The organism is Paenibacillus sp. FSL H8-0175 (genome assembly GCF_045040615.1).
In the GTDB taxonomy this organism is placed as follows: Bacteria; Bacillota; Bacilli; order Paenibacillales; family Paenibacillaceae; genus Paenibacillus_AQ; species Paenibacillus_AQ odorifer.
The window spans coordinates 1,848,465-1,872,245 of record NZ_CP150299.1 but is presented as its reverse complement, the minus strand read 5'-3'; the positions used below and the strand labels follow the sequence as shown (position 1 = coordinate 1,872,245).

Genomic DNA, 23,781 nt, shown 5'->3' with positions numbered 1-23,781 from the left:
ATCCATTCACTGTATTTCACTCTTATCCACTTCAGCAGTAATCACCAGTAGTTAAATCATTTGCCTCTATTTTGAATTTATAATTTATAAAAATATAAAAAGATTCATAAATCATTAAATTTCTGTTTGACTATTTGCTGATATCATGCTTAAAATGAGAGCATTATAAAACGTTTTCCGTGTTATGGTTTAGTAATACATAAATTAAAACCATTTTCATATTCGAAAGCGTTTTTTTAGTAGCTAATTATGTAAGCGTTTTACATTTTTTTCAGTAAAGAAGGGAGGAATTGGAAAAATACGCGTGTACAAGCTCTACATCACTAGAATCGGAGGATCATACATTTGAGAAAAACTACTGGTAAACTAACCGCTTCCCTGCTTGCCCTCACTCTATTAGTGCCTGCTCCATTAATTTCTGCTGCTTCTGCAAGCGATTCCAAAGCAGTCGCATTATCCACTCAGCAACAAACTGCCGATTATTCCGGCCACTGGGCACAAAAAGATTTTCAAACCTGGGTAGATAAGGGCTTGATTCTGGGTTACGGAAACGGAATATATAAGCCAAATCAAGAAATCAACCGTGCAGAGTGGGTTACTCTGGTTAATCGGGTCTTTAATTTGCAGGAAAAAGCCGATATAGGCTTCACGGATGTTTCCACGACAGGTGCTTATTACGGAGATATCCAAAAAGCAACCGCTGCAGGATATGTAACAGGATACAGCGATGGCACCTTCCGACCCGCACAGCAAGTAAGTCGGCAAGAAGCTGCAGTAATGTTATACAGACTGTTCCAACTCAACTCATCTGTTGGCACTTCTGCACCAAAGGATGCTGCTGATTTGCCAGAATGGAGCCAAGAAGCAGTATTGTCTTTACTTGGTGAAGGTTATCTGCAAGGTTACACTGACGGCAGCTTTAAAGGAACTCAGGCTGTAACAAGAGCGGAAGCACTGCGCATGATTGAGAAGCTTGGCGGAGAAATCACGCCTAAGAGCGGAAGCTATTCGGGGATTAACACTCGGAATATGGTTATCAGCAGCCCAGGCGTAGAGTTGAAAAACTCCACAATCTCAGGGAATCTCTACCTTACCGAAGGTATTGCTGAGGGCGATGTCACACTGAATAATGTCACTGTTAAGGGAAAAGTATTCGTTTCTGGTGGCGGTGAAAACAGTGTCGTACTAAGCGACTCCAATGCTGCTGAAATGGTAGTAGATAAGCATAACGGCAAGCTGCGAGTCGTTACTAGAGGCACAAGTGCTGTACCAAACGTACGTGTACATTCCGGCGCAATACTAGAGGAAGATGCACTAACGGGGGCAGGTTTCAGCCGGGTTATTGTTGAGAATACGCTGCCTAAGGATTCCATCCTCAAGCTGAAAGGAAGCTTTGATTCCGTTGAGCTTCAAGCGTTGGGAGAGCCTACACTCCATCTGACAGCAGGCAGTATTGCTGAAGTTACACTGAAGCAAAAAGCCAAGCTGCGTGTAGAAGCAGGTACAGAAATCAAGAATCTAATCCTTGGTTTCAACGATATCCTAACCATCCAAGGCACGGGTAAGGTTATCTTTGATAGCAAGTACAGTCAGTTAATCCATTTTGAAACACCAACTCCAACGGCTACGGCAACCACTGGTACCGGTGGATCTAACGGCGGTTCTGTTGCTACTTCGGCTCCGGAAGTTACAGCTACTCCGGCCCCAACGGCTACACCAGATCCGACGGCTACACCAAATCCGACGGCTACACCAAATCCCACGGCTACACCTAGTCCGACGGCTACACCTAGTCCGACGGCTACACCTAGTCCGGGAGCAACTGCACCAGCACTCACCAATGTCTCGGTACATGATCCATCGGTGGTAGTGGATAATGGAACTTATTATGTATTTGGCTCCCATATCGATGCGGCCAAATCAGATGATCTGATGAACTGGACACAGTTCACTAATGGTTATACAACACCGGGCAACGTGATTTTTGGTGATCTGTCCAAGAATCTGGCAGAATCCTTTAAGTGGGCTGGCGAGAACGATTCGGACAGTAAAGGCGGATTCTCCATCTGGGCACCGGACGTATTCTGGAATAATGATTATAAGAACGCTGATGGAACAACTGGCGCTTATATGATGTATTACAGCGCTTCTTCTACTTATATCCGTTCGGCGATTGGCTACGCCACTTCGCAAAATATCGAAGGGCCTTATACTTATGGAAATACCGTAATTTATTCCGGTTTCACCAAGGAAGAGGCTTATGACAGTGACAGTAAAGTAAATAAGAAATGGGACAATACAAATATCAAGGACCTTATCGACAATGGAACGTTGGAAGGTGTCAATCCAGATTGGTTTAATGCAGGTGGTTTGTATCAAAACAAAACCTATACAAATGCAATTGACCCAACTATTTTCTACGACAAAGACAACAAGCTTTGGATGACTTATGGTTCATGGTCAGGTGGTATATTCATTCTGGAGATTGATCCAGCTACCGGAGAACCTAAATATCCAGGCAAAGATGGAAAGACCGCTGATGGACGCATTATCGACCGCTATTTCGGAACCCATATTTCTGGCGGAATGACCAAATCGGGTGAAGGTCCGTATATCGTTTACGACAAGGAGACTGGTTACTACTTCTTGTATGTAACTTACGGTGGACTTGACTCCAAAGGCGGTTACAGCATGCGGCAGTTCCGTTCAACAAATCCGGACGGCCCTTATACGGATGCAGCAGGACAGAATGCTATTCTAACTACCGATGGTGACAACACACCATATGGTAATAAGCTGTTAGGAAACTTCATGTTTACAAATCAAAATGCAGACCCGAATTTCCAAACGTATGGTTATGTGTCCTCAGGACATAACTCGGTACAATATGATGATGAAACGGGTAAAATATTTAACTTCTTCCACACTCGTTTCCCACTCCGTGGTGAAACCCATGAACTTCGTGTGCATCAAATGTTCACTAACGAAGATGGCTGGCCAGTAACTGCCGTACATCGTTACACGGGTGAAACTATTGGGGCTGTAGCACGGGATAATGTTGTCGGCTCTTATCAGTTCGTTAACCACGGCAAGGATGTATCAGGCATTATCAAACCTACAGTAGATATCGAGCTAAAAAGTGACGGAACGATCGTTGGATCGTTAACCGGAACTTGGGAATTGAAGGATGAGTACTTCGCTCATTTGCTCATTAACGAAACGGAAAATGGAAGCACCGTACAACATCTCTACAAAGGTGTATTTGTGAAGCAATGGGATTCCTCACGCCAACAGCATGTTATGACGTTCACCGCAATGTCAGATCAAGGGATCACTATCTGGGGCAGCCAGATGGAATCGATGAGCGTTGAGCAGATTTTGAACAATATTGCTGCAGGCTTGAGTATTGGTGACACAAGAAAAATATACGATGACATCATCCTTCCTACGGAAGGCTTGCGCGGAGCAGAAATTTCATGGTCCTCTTCCAATGAGGCTGTAATTGCTAACAATGGTAAGGTTACTCGTCCTGAACTTGGACTTGGAAACGCTACAGTTGAACTGACTGCTACAATTAAGCTAGGTGAAGTCGCAGTAACTAAGACCTTCACCGCCGTTGTTATGGAAAAAAAGAGCACGCAATTGGAAGACGGCTTAGTAGCTGCCTTTGACTTTGATGGCGACCTTGCAGAAAATGGGGATCGCACAGCTGACGGCATAGTCACCGGAAATCTGATCAACAACACTGAGGATGGAGACATCACTTTTGAGGCTGGTAAAGACGGTCAGGCAGCCAAGTTTGATGGCAAATCCGGTGTTCGTCTACCTGACGGATTAATTCAAAGTAGCGCATATTCGGTAGGGATGTGGCTGAACCCATCCGAATTAAAAGCTTTTACTCCTGTATTCTTCGGTGCTAAAACCGAAACGAACTGGTTCAGTCTCCTGCCATATGGAAACGGTGGAGCAACCACCAGACTCTGGTTCGGTAGCGAGACTTGGCTAGATGCTGATACAGGCTTACAAATTCCAGTTAACCAGTGGACGCATATTGCCTTCACTTACAATGCTGGAACAGTCAATATGTACGTAAATGGTATATTGAAATCCTCCGGAAAAGGATTCACAGATATTTTTGATACAGAAAACGGTGTATTTGCTCTTGGTGTGAACTACTGGGATGCACCATACAAAGGTTTGGTTGATAAATTCCGCGTGTATGATAGAGCATTGTCTGCGGAAGCTGTGGGCTGGCTTGTAAACGGTGAGCCTGATACGAACATTAAAGTAAGTAATATTTCATTCAGTGAAGCTGTTAAATCAGTAGCTGTAGGAAATACTTTCCCCCCTCAAGTAAGTGTGCTTCCAACCAATGCCGGAAATAAGGCGCTAACTTGGAGCTCTAGCGATTCCAGCGTAGTGGCTGTTGACGCAGCGAGCGGAATAGTAACAGCACTAACTGTCGGTGGCCAAGCTGTAATTACTGCAACAGCGACTGATGGAAGCGAAGTTTCAGCCAGCTACACAGTAAATGTAACTGATGGAAAAGTAGCTCATTATGCTTTTGATGGCGACCTGGATGACTCCTTCCAATTGAACGGAAAAGGCGAAGTTACAGGAGCAAAAGTAGATAGCCCAACAGTAGGCAATATCACATACGGTAACGGTGTCCTCGGTCAAGCTGCAATATTCAACGGTACCTCCGGTATCCGTTTGCCTGATGGATTAATTGACAGCAATACCTACACCGTATCTATGTGGCTAAATCCTGAACAACTTACAGATGCAACAACTACTTTCTTCGGCGCTGCCACTAAAAATAGCTGGATTAGCTTCGTTCCTCAGAACGGTGGCGGTAAAACGTTGTTATGGTCCGGAGAAGCTTGGTATGATGCTATTTCTGCCATGAAGATTCCAGTAAATACATGGACACATGTTGCGTTTACGGTCAGCAATGGTACCGTAAAAGTTTACCTCAACGGAGTAGAGCAGTTCTCTGGTGAGGGCTTCCCGAATGTCTTTAAGAACAAGAACGGCGTTTTCGCTCTAGGCGTCAACTATTGGGATGCACCATTTAAGGGTATGATTGATGAACTGAAGATTTACAGCAGAGCGCTCAAGTCAGATGAAGTACAGGCAGAGTATAGCTCGAACGTAGATTAAGCAAGATTTGATTTGAAAAGAGAGCGGAGCCACAGGCTCCGTTCTTTTTTTAAAGTCCCATATTGTAAAAAAAGTATTTAACTAATATAATCATTAACTATACATCCGAAATAAACGTCGATTTTTATATTGTTATTAATAAATTTCTTAATCATCGGCGATTAGCCCATAAATTTTAATTGGAGGCCATTTATGAAACTTGACCTGTCGGAAGAATCCCTTCCCGTCTATGAAGCTTTAGCCAGCTCAGTACGCCTGCATATGTTGCGTTTGCTTGCCGAAAATCCTATGAATGTTAAGGAATTGGCCGCAGCAGTAAATTTGAGCAGCGCCATTATGACTATGCATGTGCGTAAGCTGGAAGCTGCTGGACTGATCCAGACGCATATGGCACCTGGTCGAAGTGGTCTGCAAAAGATCTGTACTCTAGCTGCTGAAGGAGCAGAAATCACCTTCCCAGGCAGACAGATCAATGAGCGCAAAAGTTATCGCAAGGAAATTCCGGTTGGACATTACTCCGACTTCCTGATCGAGCCAACCTGTGGTCTTGCAACTACTGAGAAAGTGATCGGCAGTTTTGATGATCCCCGCTATTTCTGGGATCTTGAGCGTATGAATGCGGGGATTCTTTGGTTCGGCAAAGGATTTATCGAATATAAAATCCCTAATTTCCTCCTCTCCAGCCAGCATCCTGAGGAACTGATTATAACCATGGAAATTGCTTCCGAAGCACCTTCCATTAATAATAATTGGCCTTCGGATATCACATTCACTCTGAACGGAGTGAAGCTTGGATTCTGGACAAGTCCCGGTGACTACGGGGATAGCCGTGGTAAATATACACCGGCCTGGTGGCCAGCACTCACGAACCAATACGGCTTGCTCAAGCAGCTGCGCATTACAGCGAAAGGTACATTTATGGATGGTTTGAAGCTCTCAGAAGTTACCCTTGATCAAGTGAATATCCGTGACAAACAGTGGTCTTTCAAGCTTTCCGTAGATGAAGATGCCGAGCATATTGGCGGGATTACTCTTTTTGGCAAAGGTTTTGGAAATTATAATGAAGATCTAATCGTTGAGTTGTTCTATACGGATAACCAAGAATAAAGCCGCATTCACCTCCCATTGGAGAGTCGAATGCGGCTCTTATTTTAGCTTAATTCTTTTCGATAAAGGGACCCCACAAGCCACCCCCCGGCAATGGACAACTACGTTCCTTAAGCTTGGCTACTACGGGGATGATGCAGCCGCAAGCGACGCAAGTTACCCCTTCGTGCAGCTTAGGGCAAGTCCCACAAAGGGCAACCCGTTCAGCGTAAACTTCATCTGGAACACAAAACTCTGGCTTAAACATGGAAGAAGACAAGATACGATTAATCTGCGTTGGCGTAACTTTATAATCCTCTCTGCATCCCTTGCATGTTGATGTTGTTGACATGGTAACACCACCTTAAGCCTTCGGCGTAATCTCCAGCACAGTTACTGACATTGGAGGCAGTTCAACATTAAGAAGATCGCCCTCCAGAGTGAAGGCAGTGAAGGCTTGCGGCACTACCGCCTCCGGTTGGCTGAAGGTATTGTGAGCATCAATTTTATCACCGGCAAGTGTTGTGCCTGTCACTTCAACCTTCTTCCCGGAAAGACCACGAAGCTCAAGTGGAACAGCAGCAGAAGCAGCATGGTTCAAGTTGCAAAGACTGACATGGATGATTCCAGAAGCAGTTACGGAAGCCGAAGCAGATACTTCAGGAATCTCACGGCCTTCAAAGCTGTAAGTGCCACTTTCCAGTGCTAAATCCAGCAACTCCGCATCCTGATGGACTTTAAACATATTGAATACATGATACGTTGGGGTCAGCACCATCTTTTCCCCTTCGGTCAATATAACTGCCTGAAGTACGTTAATCGTCTGCGCAATATTTGCCATCCGTACCCGGTCACTATGTTTATGGAAAATATTCAAGGTCACGCCTGCTACAAGAGCATCCCGAATTGAATTTTGTTGATACAGGAATCCTGGATTCGTCCCCGGCTCTACATCATACCAAGTTCCCCACTCATCTACGATAAGACCTACTCTTTTATCCGGATCATATTTATCCATAATAACGCCATGTCTGGTGATCAGCTCATCCATGCGAAGGGCTTTCTCTAATGTACTAAACCATTCACTCGTTTCAAAGCCTGTAGCTGCACCTTTATTCTCCCATGCTGGACCAGGAATTGTATAATAATGCAGGGTAATCGAGTCCATAAAGCGTGTTGCCTCACGCATCAGAACTTCCATCCAGTGATAATCATCCACGTTAGGACCACAAGCAATCCGGTGAATACGATTGTCCCCGTAATTTCGTACATACGTCTGATATTGGCGATAAAGATCTGCATAATATTCTGGACGCATATTCCCGCCGCAGCCCCAGTTCTCATTCCCCACGCCAAAATAAGTCACAGCCCAAGGCTCTTGATGACCATTCTGCTGGCGAAGCTCGGACATTGGAGATACGCCTCCAAAGGTTAAATACTCCACCCATTCGGACATCTCTTGAACGGTACCACTGCCCACATTACCGTTAATGTAAGGCTCACATTCCAGCATCTCACATAATTCCATGAATTCATGCGTACCAAAATGGTTGTTCTCAACCGTTCCGCCCCAGTGAGTGTTAATCATACGTTTACGACCTTCACGGGCTCCGATACCATCTTTCCAGTGATATTCATCCGCGAAACAGCCACCTGGCCAGCGTAGTACAGGAATTTTAATTTCCTTAAGCGCTTTCACGACATCATTACGAATACCGTTGGTGTTAGGAATAGTTGAATCTTCTCCAACCCAAATCCCTTCATAAATGCAACGGCCAAGATGCTCAGAAAAATGTCCGTAAATATTTCTGTTAATCGTCCCTTTGCGAATGTCAGTATTAAGGATCGCACGTTCTGCCATGGTTAAATACCGCCTCTCAACGTTTATATTTTTATTAACTAATTAATAATTATATAAACATTATAAGACGCTGCTTAGGTATCCGTCAATCTCCAATATGAACAAAAGCTATTCTTTATCAATAGGTTTCTTTATCCCGTCTTCATAATAGTCAAAAATCAGCTGCTGCTGCGTTCCTCTTACCCCGTAAAACACATCAGAAATTTGTTTCCCCTTACGTCTTAACTCGTTCTCCAGCCACTCTTGGGTCAGGCCATTATCCTTAAGATTATCTGCGAGCATTATTCCATCCATAATCAATTCAACGGGAAAGCTCTGAGGAACGGACAACAGCTTTAGATCTTTTCGGGTAACATATTGGTACTCTTGTTTCTTTAATACAGACACCATTCCGTTATCTTCCAGCACAGCGTATTCTACTACCTCTAGATTAAAAATTTCCTTTTCTCTCAAGGCCTGATCCAAAGAATCCAACGAATATCTTACCTTTTTCATATTTTGCTCAAGAATTTTCCCATCCTCAATAAGTACAGTGGGTGAACCTGAAATCCAGCTTCTCATTTTACGACTTTTTAAAGCGATGATAGATAGTAAAAAAGATGTAACGGTAACGACTATAAGCGCCAGGATCATGTAGGAAGAATGCAGCTGTTTATTAAACGCCAAGTTCGCGGCTATTGAGCCCAATATAATACCCGTCACGAAATCGTGGAAGGTCAAGTTAGATAACGTTTGTTTTCCCAATATTTTGGCGATCAGCAAAAGCATGATCATAGCAACAAAGGCCCTAAGCACAATGTCCATATATACCTGCATCTCTAATGCTCCCTTCCTATTCAATCCTCCATTATTCACAAACCGAGTAGAAATGAAACCTCAACGAAAGCTCTGCCCATCCAAATCTGCCGATTTCTCTAAACGCCAAAAGGGCTCTGGAATGGTTCTACTGAACCTACCCAAAGCCCTGGCTTCAAATTCTTACTTTTCAGTCTTAATTGCTAAAAGATTGTATAGAACCATTGCGCTCTCAGCTCGAGTTGCTGAGCCTCCCGGAGCGAATTGCTGGTCACTTCGACCCTGGATAAGTCCAAGGGCTTGGGCAGCAATGATCGATTCACGGGCCCATGAGGCAGCCGCACGCAAGTCGCCGAATTGGATTACAGGCTTCGGTTCCACCTTTTTCCCGCTGACATATTCGTAGGCTCGCATCACCATGACCGCCATCTCTTGGCGGGAAATAGGGGCTTCTGGAGCGAAGCGAGTCTCACTCACCCCATGGACTATCCCCGCCTCTACAGCCTGCGCCACTTCCTCCGCATACCACTCATCCGCAGATACATCCGCAAATGCTGTAGATGATTTCCCTTCAAGTCCTAGCAAGCGGATCAGCATAGCTGTAAATTCTGCACGGGTCACAGAGCGGTTCGGCTCGAAATTCCGAAGTCCGACTCCTTGAATCAGATGTTTGGCCGTTAGCTCTTGTACAACCGCCGCCGCCCAATGTCCAGAAGGAACATCGTCATACGATTTGTTGTATTCCAGCACGGCATATGTGCCTAAGTGTTCGGTGCGCAGAGCCACCTTGCCCTTCAGCCAGGAACCGCCCGCATACTCTATATTTCCGGAATCCGGAAAATAATAGCCGCCGAGCAAATTCCTTTTGGCCTCAGGGTAGGCGTTAAGCTCTAATGTAACGGGCTCAACAAATTTGGAAAGTATGCTTCTTGTACCGTCACCAGCAACAATATACAGGTTAAAGAGAAGGAACTCTCCTGCCTGGTTTAGCACTGCACCAGATTTCTTCTCTGCGCTAGCTAGTATTCTCTGCGCCGCTTCCCCATTCACCTCAGAAGCCTCCAGAAAGATCTGGCTGCCGGCCAATTGCTCCGCAGGAATCAAACCCCGCAATTGTTGAAGCACCGCTGCCGGAAGGGTCAGATTAAAGTTAGAAGCCTCTACCCGAAGCGGCTTCTGTTTGAGCATGTCTGCTGCCATCCCCGGCAATACTAGCATTCTCAATTTACCCTCGTAGACAATGGCTTCCGAAAGATCGTTCAACGAAGCTGCGTTTAGTTGCAGCCGCCCCGCCGTTACCTCCGGTACGGAAGGCACTTGTGGTTGCGGACTCGGAACAGTTGAAGTAGTCTCTTCCGCTTGTAGAATCTGAAGCGTCAGACTGCTCTGCCGTCCTCCGTAACTTGCAGTAATCACAGTCATACCCGGATCAAGTGCTTGCAGCTGCCCCGTTGCCGTTACTGTGGCTACCTTCCTGTTACTGCTCTCGTAGATCACACCCTCGGTTACCGTAAGGTGACTATCATCACTATATACCGCCGTTGTGACCACCTTACCGCTCTGCCCTATTTCCAAGGATGTCGGACCGCTTAACGAAATAGAGACGAGCTCCGGCAGTTGTTCATACACCTTTAATAAATAGGAAGCGGTCATGTTGTCATATACGGATGAAATAACCGAAACGCCCGGTCCTTTAGCTTCAATATGGCCATCTTTGCCTATACTAGTCACGTTAGGATCGCTGCTCTCATAGACTATACCTTCGGTTACTATATAACGGCTGCCATCGCTGTACACTACCGAAGTAACCGCCGTTCCGGTCTCCCCGACACCCAGGCTTTCCGGGCCGCTAATTGCCGTTGAGACTCTTTCTGTAGGCTCCATGATTGTCACCTGAAGCTGTCGGAACGGCTCTACATTTCCAGCCTTATCCACCGAACGATAATCGATCCCGAAGGTTCCGGGGTTCTCGATATATACGCTCTGAGTAACCGTATTCCATGCACCACCGTTGAGCCGGTATTCTGTCCGCTTGACTCCCCAGCCGACAGCTCCCCCATTGGATTGGTCGGTGACATCAAAAGTGATATTGACTTTGCCCTTATATGCGCCCCCTTCTCCTGTTTCTCCAAGTATGGTAGCCTTCGTGACTGGAGGTGTTGTATCTTTCGGCAAAATTTCCAGATACGCGGCATATTTGCCATTCTCATTCTTACGGCTTCTTATGTCTGTGGCGAGATTATAGCCTACCTGCCTAAGAGCCAGACTTATCACCGGATCGGAAGGGAACTCCGTGCCAACCCATGAGGTAATATCGAACTGCCGCCACTGCTCCGGTCCGGAAAAAGTCTGCAGCGCAGCTTGAGTACCGATTTTTGGAGCATTATTGTAATTTAGCGTTGCCTCCGTCCAATCATCATCTTGGACTCCAAATACACCGATATCGGACAAAGTGCCTGCCCCGTCATTTGTCTTTCCGAACACATTCAGCTTCACAGAACCGACTTCACCGAGAAATGGACTCAGATCGAATTTTAGATAAACCCTTCTGTCTGTGTCCCCACTGCCATTTCTGATTTGCAAGTAATTGACCGAACTATAATTGACTGCAGCTTTCGATCCTCCATTGACATACGCATCTTCAGAAACATACAGCTTCGTTATTGCCGCTTCGTCTGGTTCCGAATCGGAAGGCTCAGAAGGCTCGGCATTCGGATCAATTCTGAACTTGACAACATGGCTTTTTCCTTTGGACCCGCTGGTATGAATTGCGAGTTCAATCCTCGGCGAGGTCTGCAGTACCGTTACGGTTGGATCTTTCATCAGCTCTTCCAGCGCGGTTCTGCCGACATCCACATTCACCACAGATTGAGACTGTGTCGGATCCGAAATGGCTATCGTCAGTTCATCTCCAGACTCCTTGATAATAATGGAGGCTGGATGATTGGCGCGCACGGATTCGATCATTCCCGGTACCCAGAAGTTCATAGCCGTAAGTCCCAGCTTCTGTTCCTTGACGGCTTGCACACTATCCGTGTTGGCTATAATTTCGATGTCAGGACTACTGCTGTAGCGCGCTGTCGCCGTTTCATCCTGATTCGGCAGAAGCACATACGAATACGATTGATTCACCGGATTCGTTCCTTGAGCAATCGACAGGCTGGCATAATTTCTCGTAATCGGCTCCGTTGATCCCCCTTGATTAATATCCTTCCATGCGCCAGTCCGAGACTCACGCAGACCGTCTATCGTTGGGGCATCAGGGAAATAATAACCGATTCCCGAGCCGGGAACATTGCCTTCCAGATGTGCCCAATGCACCTGATTCATTGACTCAGACCAACCCAGCGCGGATGGCTTGGCCTCTCCGTTGACCGTAAGTACATTGTCTCCGCTCGCCTTGAGCTTACGGTTATCTACGATGGTCTCCACCTTGCGGTTATCCGTGCTTGTAATGCCTGCCCCAAGTGCTACGATTTCATCATCGAACATGAACCAGGACTTTTTACCGGACAATGTGCTGTTATCCGGATCCAGATCCATGCCGGCCGCTCCATAAAGCCCGTCTATGGATGATCCTCCCACCCATGTTTTAGATGTAGTCTTGGCTGCACCGCGACTTGCCCCATCCGATGTAACCCCAGGCAGACGATAAGCGTTCACGGTCGGCCAGAATGCATCTGCATATTGATCTAGATCCTGATTATACAGATAGGTCATGCCTTCGCCTGTATACCAGCCCTTCAGATTCTCTGTGCCCGCTTCATAGTTGGCAATTCGGGCCGAAGACATGCTGATCCCAAAGGCATATCCAGGCCAATGGTGGACAATCCGGTCCATAGCCGAAAACTGCTTATGCACAGTAAGGTCTCCTGATGGCTGCACCTCTGGATCGTCCATAAGCGTCTGGAGCAGAACAATATCGGCTACTCTTAGACCGTCGTAATAACTTTCTACTACCGTATCGGCTTCGAACCAATACTTCACCATCGATTTAAATCGGGCCGCTTGCTCCGGTGGCGCGGAAGAAGCCAGCCGCAAAATATGCGACCAAGGCACGAGCTGCCGGTTTCCCCGGGCTATCGATCTACCGAACACCATATCCATCATTAATTTTCTGTAGACAAGAGGTTCATAAGAATCCGTTACCCAGTTGTATACATTCTTCATATTGGTATCAGTCAGCGGCCAAGAGGACCCTGTCAGCAAAGTCATCATTTTCATCATATCGCCAAGCAATACAGCCCCATAACTGCCGGTATAAGCAATATTATTATGCTGGATAAAGGAGCCGTCCTCATAAAATCCGTCTCCGCGGGTCACATAGGGTAATACTTGGCTAACCGCATCCCGCCCTTGTTTGATCTTCGCACTGTCACGATTATGAATGCCCCTCAAGACCACTGCCAGTGCTTTATCCAGCCGATTCGCGCCGGTTTCCATCAACGAGGGTTGATTGGTCCGTTTGGTTGGGTCCGGGCAGAATTTATCAATGGCTTTGGTATATTTGGTAATCTGATCGGCTGACAAATACTCGAACATTAAGGCCATCGTATCTCCCAATGCAAGCGGAATGCCGATCTCCCATTCGAACCAATTGCCTTTCTCCAGTTTAGTTTCGTTATACCAATTCGCGTATAAGAAATCTAAACCATCCAGAATATCTGATTTCAACTGCATATTCTCGTACAATGGTGAGCCGGATGTCGAAAAGGCAATAGCCATATCCTTCAACCGGTTATAAGAGGCTGCCGTATCAAAAGCATCCGCTGTGCTGCCCGGCTTATCGCTCCATAAATAAGTACGGTTCATTTGCTTGTTCATCGTATCCCAGAATCCAGTTCGCTCCTGATTACTGATCTTATCGGATAAAGTCTTTATAGACTTGGCAATGTCCGGGTTATTCGGGTCGAAGGATTGCCCTCCGGTCAAATACTCCACCCATCTTCCACGAAGCTCGTCATATTCGTCTTTTGGAGTCTCTCCTTCAGTAATATTAAATTTCAATACATGCGTTGCCCCTATAGAATTCTTCACATCCACCGTTATAACTGTATTTCCCGAAGCTTGCACTACATCCGTCTTGCTATCTTTGCTGAGCAGTGTCAACCCCGGTATATCCAGTTCCAGGGACAATAGGTTTTGCGACTGAGTAGGATCAGACACCGAAACGACAAGCTCCTGATCGATCTGCCGAATCATCACGGAAGCTGGATTGAGTGCCTTGATGGAATCTACCGTTCCTGGATTCCAGAAATTAGCGGCGGTTATGCCCAGCTTCTTCTCTCTGACTGCATGCACATCCTCTGTATTGCGCAGCACTTCGATATCCGGGTTGCCACTGTAATCCTCAGTACCTGAAATGTCACGATTAGGCAACAGAACATAGGAGTATGAGCCATTCGTAGGCGTATCTCCATGCTCAACTGCCAGGCTTAAATAGTTGCGCGTAATGGGAACATCGGATTGAGTGGCATTAATCTCTTTCCAACTGCCGGTTCTGGCTTCACGTTGCGCCAGTATACTTGGAGCTTCAGGGAAATAGTAGCCCACGTCGGCACCTGGCACATTCCCCTCCAGATGGGCCCATTGAACGTTCTTTAACGTCGCTGACCATCCGGACTGTGACGGTTCTACAGCTCCGTTGATTAGAAGTTTGTTGTTTCCCACTTCGTTAAGCATCCGGTTATCGATAATCGTCTCAACAGACTGCGGGCCGGCAGTTGATTTGGAAATTCCCGAACCAAGCGCCACAATCTCATCATCGAACATAAACCAGGATTTCTTGCCTTGCAAATCGCTACCGGTCACTTGGGAGAGTGAGAAATCCATACCTGCTGCACCGTATAGGCCTTCCAGCGACGATCCACCCACCCAGGTTTTCGGATTCATGTAACTTTTCCATTCCACAGGCACCATCCCCTGCCCCGATCCATCCGTTGTCGTGCCAGACAAGCGGTAGGAATTGACGGTAGGCCAGAAGTCATTGCGGTATTGGGTCAGATCCTGATTGTATAAATAGGTCATCCCAATCCCCGTATACCATCCTTTCAGGTTCTCGTTGTTCCCTTTCTCAAACGCCGAGATGCGATTCGAGAACAGACTCAAGCCGAAGCCGTAACCTTCGCGTAGATGAACCACCCGGTCCATGCCGGCGAATACCTGATTCTTAATGAGAGCTCCTCTTGGATTGATCTTTCCGTCATTCATCAGCTTTTTCACAATCGTTATATCGGCAAGCGACAACCCTTCATAATAATTGCCGGATGTCATATTCGCTGAAATCCATTCCTTCGCCGCTTGCTTTATGGATACTGCAATATTCTCCGGAGCAGTTTCAGCCATCCGCAGCAAGGTGACAATTAACCCTCTTGCGCTGCCGCTTCCTTTTCTAGATATACCTCTGCCATTTACCGAATCCATAAATTGACCGTTGTAGATCACCGGCTCGTAAGTCTGAGCCACCCATTCGTAAATGTTCAGAACATTCGGGTCCGTTATTGGCCATGGAGAATCGGTCAGCAGATAAGACATGTCCGCCGTCCCTTTGAGCCAGACCGAACCATATCCTCCCGTATAGGCAATATTATTATGCTGAACGAGGGAACCATCCTTATACACACCGTCACCATGGGTCGTGTAAACATACTCGGAGCCAATGGAATCACGGCCCTGAATGATCTTTGCACTGTTGTTGCCAATCACACCTCTTACCGTGACCACAAGTGCTTTATCTAGTAGATTTGCTCCCGTCATCTTCGTGCCTTTAACGCCAAGCACCGACCCTACTTTGGGGTCTGGACAGAAGGCATCAATAGCCGCAAGATACTGATTGATTTGCTGCGGTGTTAGATGGTCATACATGAGCACCATAAGATCATTCACAATCTGCGGCGTGCCAATCTCCCAGTCCCACCAGTTCCCATAAACGCTTTTGCTCGGATTATAGCGGTTTGTATACATCCAATTGATTGCGCTTACAATATCATTCACCAAAGCGCTGTTGCCGTAAAGCTCCGTTCCCTCCACAGAATAGGCCAATGCCATAGTCTTCAAGCGATTGTAAGCGCTTGTAATAAACTGCGAATCTGTAGTGCTCGCGGTATCACTCCACAAGGAGGTGCGGCCGGAGGATTTATCCATACTCTCCCAAAGTGCAGCAGCCGATGCAGCCTGAGCGCTAATACTAGCAGCTATATCAGGATCACTCCCATCGTATTGACCACCACTTAATCGGTCGTACCATTTCAGCCTCAGTTTATTGTAGGCCTGTATCGTGTCGGGAGCTTCGACAGTAACCAGACATTCAGCTGCAAGGCTACCATCCGGTGTGGCGATCTTGATGGTCGAAGAACCGATCCCCGTACCCATTACATTACCAAGTGCGTCCACAGTCGCAGCTTCTGGATTGCTCGAAGTCCACACTACCGTTTTATCCACCGCCGTTATAGGGGATAAAGTCGGCAGAAGTGCAACCGTGTCCCCTTTGACCATAGAAAAGGCCGTACGGTCTAGCGCAATTCCTGTAAGACCCGCATATTCCTCCAATGCGATATCATCTATCCATAGCTTTCCTTTTCCAGTCTCCAAAAAAGGCTCGATGACTAGCTTCGTCGCGTTAGCCGGCATAGTTAGAAGTACTTGCTGCATACTCCAGTCCTGTGTGCCTGTTATTTTGGGAGAGGAAGGTCCATCTCCCACTTTGGCAGTATTGTAATACTGTGTTCTAAAGTAGGCTCCCTGTCCAGTGACGTTGTCCGTCTTTAGCCAGACTTTAAGTCTGTAGGATTTACCGGGGATAACCGAAGTTACCCCCTGATTGATGGAAATCCTGCTTGTGGCAAAGGCATCGAACAGCATGGACCGGGTTCCTTCATGCGCAGTGCCAGCGTCTATCTTGATATTCGCTGTTTTATTCGTGCCTTTCCCGCTACCTGTAGGGACCCATAAGCTCCAGCCCACCGGAGCAGCGTCTGTAACCCCTGTCCAGGTTGAGTCAAGGGCTGTCGTTGTATTCTCAAAGCTTCCGTTAAGCATAAGATTTGATGCAGCCGCAGATGCCCTGCTATGCGAGGGATAAAGAACTCCCCCACAGGAAGAAAAAAGATCAACAATGAGAACTAATACTAAAAATAGACTTGGTTTACGCATTTGTTCACCCCAATCTTAGAATTGGTTAAAGCTAAAGGCATCTACAAGTTATCATCCTGCACAAAATTCAACACGGCGTCATCGACGGCCGAAGTTCTTCCCAGATCAGGAAGGTTCACAAGCTCAATCTCGCAAGTCTCCGCACGGCCATGCAGCTCCAAAAGAACCAGCTCATTGCACCCCTTGCGCAAGAGTGGACCAGGGATATATAGCGCCCGCTGCGGTCCAACGTTCCAGTAACGGCCCAGATTAAATCCGTTAATCCAGGCGACCCCTTTATTCCATCCATCGAATCGTAGAAAGGTATCGCCAATCTCCTCCGCCTCGAAGCAGCCCCGGTAGAATCCGGGCAGACCCGAAAGGGTCGCAGCTTGCTGCTTCTCCACCGGGTGCTTCTTGTACGCTAGTGAAGCCAGCTGTTCCTGTTCCAACGGCAAAGTACGAATTGTCCAGTTATATTGCAGCTGGTTATCAATCCGAACCCCGTCCAGAATCCCTTTCGGATCGCGAATGAGCGGCCCGTAATTGATTCGTCCCATGTTCTCGACGAGGATATCCAGCTGCGCTCCCCCAGCGGGGATGGAAAGTTCCAGTGGCAGCGGATTCCAGCGCTCAATCACCCCAAGCACCTGTCCATCCAGGAAGACCTGCGCCCGATCGCGCACGCCCTCGATGTAAAGCTTCTGTCTGGACCGCGGTCCCTGCACAAAAGTGCTGTACAATATAAAACCATAGGATTGTCCGAGCTTCTCCATCGGCTGTACACACACGCTGTTCACCGTCTCTGATAACTTCTCCAGATTGGAAGCCGTGAATAGTTCCGCTCTTTCCGTCAAAGCGACTTTCCCGTAAGAAATCTTCGGAATCGGCTCAGGGAGTGGACAAGTCGGGGCAAATCCATGGTTGCTGAGTACCGACCGGACAGCTTCAAATTTCGCCGTCGTATCTCCCCATTCCGTGAGCGGGGCATCATAGTCATAGCTTGTAGTCGTTGGCTCGTAGGTGACGATATGATTCGCACCATTATAGAAACCAAAATTGGTTCCACCATGGAACATGTACATATTAAATGAGGATCCCTGGGTCAGAATCTCATCCAGAACACCTGCTACATCCCCGGCATCGCGTACATGATGATCCTCCATCCAGTGATCAAACCAGCCGTTCCAGTATTCCATCACCATAAGCGGCTCTTCAGAGCGGTATTCCCGATATTTGCGGAAGGATTCCTCTGTACTGGAGCCGAAATTGACTGTCGCATGCACATCCTCCAGTGTTCCGCCGAGCAACATCTCATCGGTTGGCCCGTCGGAAGTAAAGAGCAGCACATCGATCCCTCTGCTGACCAGTCCATCACGCATATAGCCCAGGTAGCCACTGTCATTACCATAGCTGCCATATTCATTTTCTACCTGAACGGCCAGAATTGGTCCGCCATGTGTGGAGAGCAGCGGAACCAGCCGAGGAATTAGCTCATCGTAATAACGGTCTACCTTGCTTAAATAAAGAGGGTCACAGCAGCGAAGCTGGAGTTCCCCGTAAGCTAGCAACCAGCCCGGCAGGCCTCCGAACTCCCACTCCGCACAGATGAATGGACTCGGTCTGACAATAACATGAAGCCCAAGCTCCCCAGCCAGTTCGATAAAAGATACCACATCGGCCATGCCATCAAATACGAACTTCCCTTCTTTAGGTTCATGTATATTCCAGGCGATGTAGGTCTCCACGGTATTGAATCCGCAGGCTTTCAATTTCAGCAGCCGGTCTTTCCAATATTCAGGCACGACCCGAAAATAATGAATGGCTCCCGATACGATACGATAAGGCTGTCCGTCCAGCAAATAGTGTCCGTTGTTCCAGGTGAGCAGGTTCATTATCGACAACCTCCTTTATTAACATTTATTGTAACGATTCCCCGCAGTGGTAGACGGCAAGCCGTCTGATCTTGGGGCTTGCGGCAGCTTCTGACACCCGTAAGCGGATTTTCTCTGCGACAACCGGAGGGAAGGCGTCGATTTTCTTATGGCCAATCGAACTGCCACGCTTCAACTCCAGCCACGCTCCGTTGCTGTACGCTTCCAGCATATATCCTTCTACTCTTTCGCCGTAAGCGATATCCTCCATAATCTCGACATGATCAATCACAGTAGCTGCTGGCAATTCCAGTTCAACAATATCTCCAGTACCTGCGGTTACCGCCAGAGCCTTGTCAAATCTGCGTCTTATCTCCTTGCCGAATTCCAGCAGCCGCTGCACATCAGCCTCCGGAAACAGCCCGCGTTTGTCAGGGGCTACATTGAGCAGCAAAGTTGCCCCATGTCCAACCGAACGATAATAAATATCCATTAGCTGCTCCAGAGACAGCAGCAGATGCTCCTCCTCAGGATGCCAGAACCAGCGGACTTTACGGATGGGCACATCGCATTCCGCAGGCACCCAGCTCGGCGTTCCGGGAAGCCAGTTCAATGAAGCTTCACTGAACATGCTACCCCGCGCAGAATTCGCAGTGTTCCAGCATGGATAAAGAGCAACGCCATCCTCATTGCCAACCCAGCGGATCGTTGGTGCCCCCATATTAAACACCATGGCGCCTGGCTGATGGCGCTTGATCAGATCCATAATCCGCTGCCAATCGTAATTGCGGCCCTCCGACCCTGCGCCGTCGAACCAAATTTCCGTAAGCGGACCATAGCCCGTAAGCAATTCCTGCAATTGCAGGGCATAGAAATCATCGTACGCTTGCGGATCTGCATAACAGGGCTCATGTCTGTCCCACGGAGACAAATAAATGCCGAAGCCAACTCCAAGTTCACGGCAAGCCTCCGCGCATTCCTTGACGACATCGCCGCGCCCTTCTTTCCATGGGCTAGAAGCCACAGAATAAGTACTTGTCGCAGTCGGCCACAAGCAGAAGCCATCATGATGTTTAGCTGTCAGTATAAAATAACGGAATCCAGCTTCTTTGGCTGTACTAACCCATTGGTGGGCATCCAAATGAAGCGGATTGAAGACCGCAGGTGAATCATTGCCTTCTCCCCACTCCTGATCGCAAAACGTATTGATGCCAAAATGGCAAAACATCCCCAGCTCCAGGTCCTGCCACTCCAGCTGTTCCCTAGAAGGCAGCGCCAGTTGCTCTTCCGGCTTGTTCTGTGAAAATCTGCTTTCCATCATTTCTACACTCTCCCATATGTTTGTGTAGGCCCAATATATAAATAAGGCTTTGGAAAGCCAGTTGATGACCTTCCAAAGCCCCGTCCACAACTTGTGATACTTGCTTATTCCCTATTTATTTGATAACACCTTTTTCGTTGATAATTTTGGTTGCTTCATCAACCATCCATTGCTGCACCTTATCAATCGATTCATTTCCAAGCATAAATCTGCTGAAGCCGTCATCGATTATTTTGGTCAATTCGGACGTTGCCGTCGTCATCACCTGCGCACCATCAAGGAACTGGATTGCACTGTCAAAGAGTGTATATTTGAGTGAATCCATATCATACATATCCTCTTTGCCAGCTACCAGTTTGGTCAGCAAGGCTTCATTATCCGCTTTTTTATAACCGGAGAATTCCAGTCTGTTATCACTAACAGCCGTTGACATAAATCTCATCAGTTGGAAAGACGCCTCTTTGTTCTTCGAAGTAGCGCCCATCGCCAGCATATTGCCGCTGGTGAAGTATTTGCCCTCGTATTCTTTCGGTTCCGATCCTGCCGGAGGCACCGGTACCGGAGCAAAAGCTGTCTTGAAATCATGCGGATACTGCTCAGTATTGCCCGGATCAGCAATCGTCCAGTTACCAGCCAGAATCATAGCGGCTTCTTCATTAAAGAATTCCGTGCGGTAATTGAGCTTAGCCGCTAAAGCGTCTGCATAAGTTTTCGCAGATTTATCAGCAGACTCCATATCTTTGCGCAGCTGGAAGAAGTATTTATAGGTTGGATCCGCGAAAATGGTCGTCCCGTCATCATACACGAATGGATCTTTCATCATCGTTTGGGCCGGAGCGTTCATATACAACTCCCAGGTGTGGAAGTATGTGCCGTAACGTTTGTCTACGCCTTCACCTTTGGTCAGTTTTTTGGCATAGTCGCGATAGTCATCCCATGTCCAGCCAAAAGTAGGTACAGGCAGCCCAGCTTCATCCAGTGCATCTTTGTTCAGCATTACATAGTTGCTGCTCTTGGTATATTGCATCCCATAATAGTTGTTGTCTACCTTAGCATTCACATAATATTCATCCTCAGGAACGAGGTTATCCTTCTCATAGAATTCATTCAGCGGGGCAAGTGCTCCCCGGGTCGCCCGTTCAAGTACGCCTCCAAGGCTTGGTACCTGAACAACGTCAATCGCTTCGCCGGATGAAATCAGGAAGTCGAGTTTCTTCAGCATCTCCACAGAATCACCGGGAACGAGTGTCACATGCTCTACCTTGATATTTGGGTTCTGATCCATAAATTCCTGCAGCATGGCATCCGTGCCTGCTGATTGGGCTTCATTGTCCCAGTTGTAATATTTGATGGCGACTTGCTTGTCCACCTTGGTGTTCCCGGTATTCGTACTGGCTTCAGCACCGCCATTCTTCTCTGAATTTCCGGAATTTCCACAGGCGCTTAACGTTAAGGAAACCGCCAGCATGGAGCCTAGTACAACGGATAATCTTTTTTTGCCCTTTGTTTTCATTTTACTTCCCCCCGCACTGAAATTTAAGTATAGTGCCTTGTTCATTTCTTATTATAGGCACCCGCTGTACAGGCCAAGTGCACAATTTTGCTGTAGTAGGATCACATTTTTGACTTTTACCCTCTTTTGCAGACTCGCAAGTCAGCCCTTTACGCCCCCCAAGGAGATTCCGTTAATGACTTGCTTTTGCAGGGCAATGAACACGATGACCAATGGGATGATCGCCGAAACGGCTGCCGTCATCATAATCGCATAGTTGTTCGAATAATCATCTCGGAACAGTGTCATACCGAGTGGGATAGTGTACAGATTCTTGTTTAGCAAGAAGATCAGCGGATTCTGGTAGTCATTCCAGGTCCAGATAAATTTAATGATCGCCACGGTAGCGAGCACCGGCTTGCAGAGCGGAACAATGATAGACCAGAATATCCGCAAATGGCCTGCACCATCAATTCGCGCCGCTTCAATATATTCGTCGCTGATACCAATCATAAATTGCCGCAGCAAGAACGTGAAGTAAATGGAGAACATACTCATTAATACGATAGCAGCATGAGTATCATAGAGGCCGAACCAACGAATCAGCAGAAAACGCGGAATCAGCGTGGCCTGGTCAGGAATAATCATGAATGACAGCAGCGCCAGAAAGACCATATTCCGTCCTTTAAACTTGATTTTGGTCAAGGCATACGCCGACATAGATGAAATGATCAGTGTGATGCAGGTTGTAATAATCGCAACTTTAAAGGAGTTTAAATAGAAATGGGAGAAAGGTACCCGTCCCATCCAAACCATCTTGAAATTATACGCTACATTGATCTTCTCGGGAATCCATTGGATCGGGAAGCGCATTACATCTTTTTCATATTTGAAGGCTGCGGAAATCATCCAGATCAGCGGAATAAGAAATACAATGGACAAAGCCCCCATGATGCAGGTAGTGATCACTCTGGACATATTTTTTCTAATCAGTTGCATGTTAATCTCCCCCCTTTATTCTTCATTTCTCATTTTCCAAGTGGCTGCGGTAATCAAGCCGATGACAGCGAATAGCAGCCAGGAAATTGCAGAAGCGTAGCCCATGTTGTAGTATTTGAACCCTTCCTCATAGATCCTGAACACAAGCACGGTAGAAGAATTATTCGGGCCACCTTCGGTCAAAAAGGCGATGATGTCGAACACCTTAAACGAGCCAATCAGCATGGTAATAAGCAGGAAAAATGTGGTCGGACGCAGCATCGGAACTGTGATGGCAAAGAATTTTTTCAACGCGCTGGCGCCATCTATTTCGGCGGCTTCGTAGATTTCATCGGAAATATTCGTCAAGCCAGCCATATAGATAATTATGGTGTAGCCAAGACTCGCCCAAGAACTGATAATAGCAATGGATAACAGTGAGGTCTTTGGATCAACTAGCCATTTCGGAGGGCTGGAAATTCCAAACTCCATCAGCAACTGATTGATCGGTCCAAGAGACGGATGGAACAATGCACTCCATACGGCAGCTATCGCAATAATCGAAGAAATATAAGGAATAAAGAAAGCCACTTTAAAATAATTTTTGAGGAACACACTGTTTTGAATCAATGCCGCGAGCACCAGCGCAATCGCAATCGGTATCGGCACGGTCATAATCATATAAAAAGCATTGTTCTTCAAAGCTTGAATGATACTCGGATCATGGAACATTTTGATATAGTTATCCAATCCGATGAACTCGATTCCTTTGACTCCCGACAATAGATCCCATTTCGAGAAGCTCAAATAAAGTGAGAATCCAAGCGCAAATACATTAAGAAAAAGCATCCCGACAATTTCCGGTGCCAAAAACAGCCACCCGGTTAAAGCCTCTTTCCGTTGCGGAGTCCAGAATTTCCGCTTCTCTTGCAGAATTTTTGGCACAGGTTGTTTTGCAGCCTCCACGTTGTATCACCTCGACAATTTGATTTGTCATTATAGTAATACATCCGCCTTCCGCAAGAAGGAGTGATTATGACCCGGAATGTGCAAGATTTTGACCTTTGTCCGCCGACAACAA

The 23,781-nt window shown here is 47.0% G+C and carries 11 protein-coding genes; 2 read left to right on the top strand and 9 right to left on the bottom strand.

What is annotated here, in order from left to right:
* The first annotated feature begins 345 nt into the window (after positions 1–345).
* Both MHH46_RS08045 and MHH46_RS08040 read left to right on the top strand, forming a co-directional pair.
* Positions 346–5,163 carry a LamG-like jellyroll fold domain-containing protein gene (locus MHH46_RS08045; RefSeq protein WP_076192887.1) on the top strand — a complete coding sequence of 1,606 codons (4,818 nt, stop codon included), beginning with the start codon at positions 346–348 and terminating at the stop codon, positions 5,161–5,163.
* 192 nt (positions 5,164–5,355) lie between these two features.
* A complete protein-coding gene (locus MHH46_RS08040; RefSeq protein WP_076100540.1) occupies positions 5,356–6,270 on the top strand; it encodes a transcriptional regulator in 915 nt (304 codons plus the stop codon).
* 49 nt (positions 6,271–6,319) lie between these two features.
* On the opposite strand, the gene MHH46_RS08035 is transcribed toward MHH46_RS08040, so the two are convergent.
* The 9 genes from MHH46_RS08035 to MHH46_RS07995 form a co-directional block, all read right to left on the bottom strand.
* Positions 6,320–6,601, bottom strand: coding sequence for a DUF6171 family protein (locus MHH46_RS08035; protein ID WP_076100542.1), 282 nt, complete (start codon positions 6,599–6,601; stop codon positions 6,320–6,322).
* A 12-nt stretch (positions 6,602–6,613) separates the two neighbouring features.
* Entirely contained in the window at positions 6,614–8,110 is a 1,497-nt protein-coding gene (locus tag MHH46_RS08030) for an alpha-N-arabinofuranosidase (protein WP_076104908.1), read from the bottom strand.
* A gap of 108 nt (positions 8,111–8,218) precedes the next feature.
* Entirely contained in the window at positions 8,219–8,926 is a 708-nt protein-coding gene (locus MHH46_RS08025; RefSeq protein ID WP_076126261.1) for a DUF421 domain-containing protein, read from the bottom strand.
* Positions 8,927–9,088: 162 nt separating this feature from the next.
* The gene (locus MHH46_RS08020; RefSeq protein ID WP_405132586.1) at positions 9,089–16,942 is read right to left on the bottom strand and encodes a polysaccharide lyase family 8 super-sandwich domain-containing protein; all 7,854 of its coding nucleotides are present in this window, start codon (positions 16,940–16,942) and stop codon (positions 9,089–9,091) included.
* Positions 16,943–17,097: 155 nt separating this feature from the next.
* A complete protein-coding gene (locus MHH46_RS08015; protein ID WP_076192892.1) occupies positions 17,098–18,930 on the bottom strand; it encodes a beta-galactosidase family protein in 1,833 nt (610 codons plus the stop codon).
* Between the two features lie 25 nt (positions 18,931–18,955).
* The gene (locus MHH46_RS08010) at positions 18,956–20,230 is read right to left on the bottom strand and encodes an alpha-L-fucosidase (RefSeq protein ID WP_256717211.1); all 1,275 of its coding nucleotides are present in this window, start codon (positions 20,228–20,230) and stop codon (positions 18,956–18,958) included.
* A gap of 115 nt (positions 20,231–20,345) precedes the next feature.
* On the bottom strand, positions 20,346–21,743 hold the full coding sequence (locus MHH46_RS08005) for an ABC transporter substrate-binding protein (protein WP_076192894.1): 1,398 nt from the start codon (positions 21,741–21,743) through the stop codon (positions 20,346–20,348).
* A 141-nt stretch (positions 21,744–21,884) separates the two neighbouring features.
* On the bottom strand, positions 21,885–22,721 hold the full coding sequence (locus MHH46_RS08000; protein ID WP_036675652.1) for a carbohydrate ABC transporter permease: 837 nt from the start codon (positions 22,719–22,721) through the stop codon (positions 21,885–21,887).
* A gap of 15 nt (positions 22,722–22,736) precedes the next feature.
* Positions 22,737–23,666: a carbohydrate ABC transporter permease gene (locus MHH46_RS07995; RefSeq protein WP_051490863.1), complete on the bottom strand. Its 930-nt coding sequence runs from the start codon at positions 23,664–23,666 to the stop codon at positions 22,737–22,739.
* Positions 23,667–23,781 lie beyond the last annotated feature (115 nt).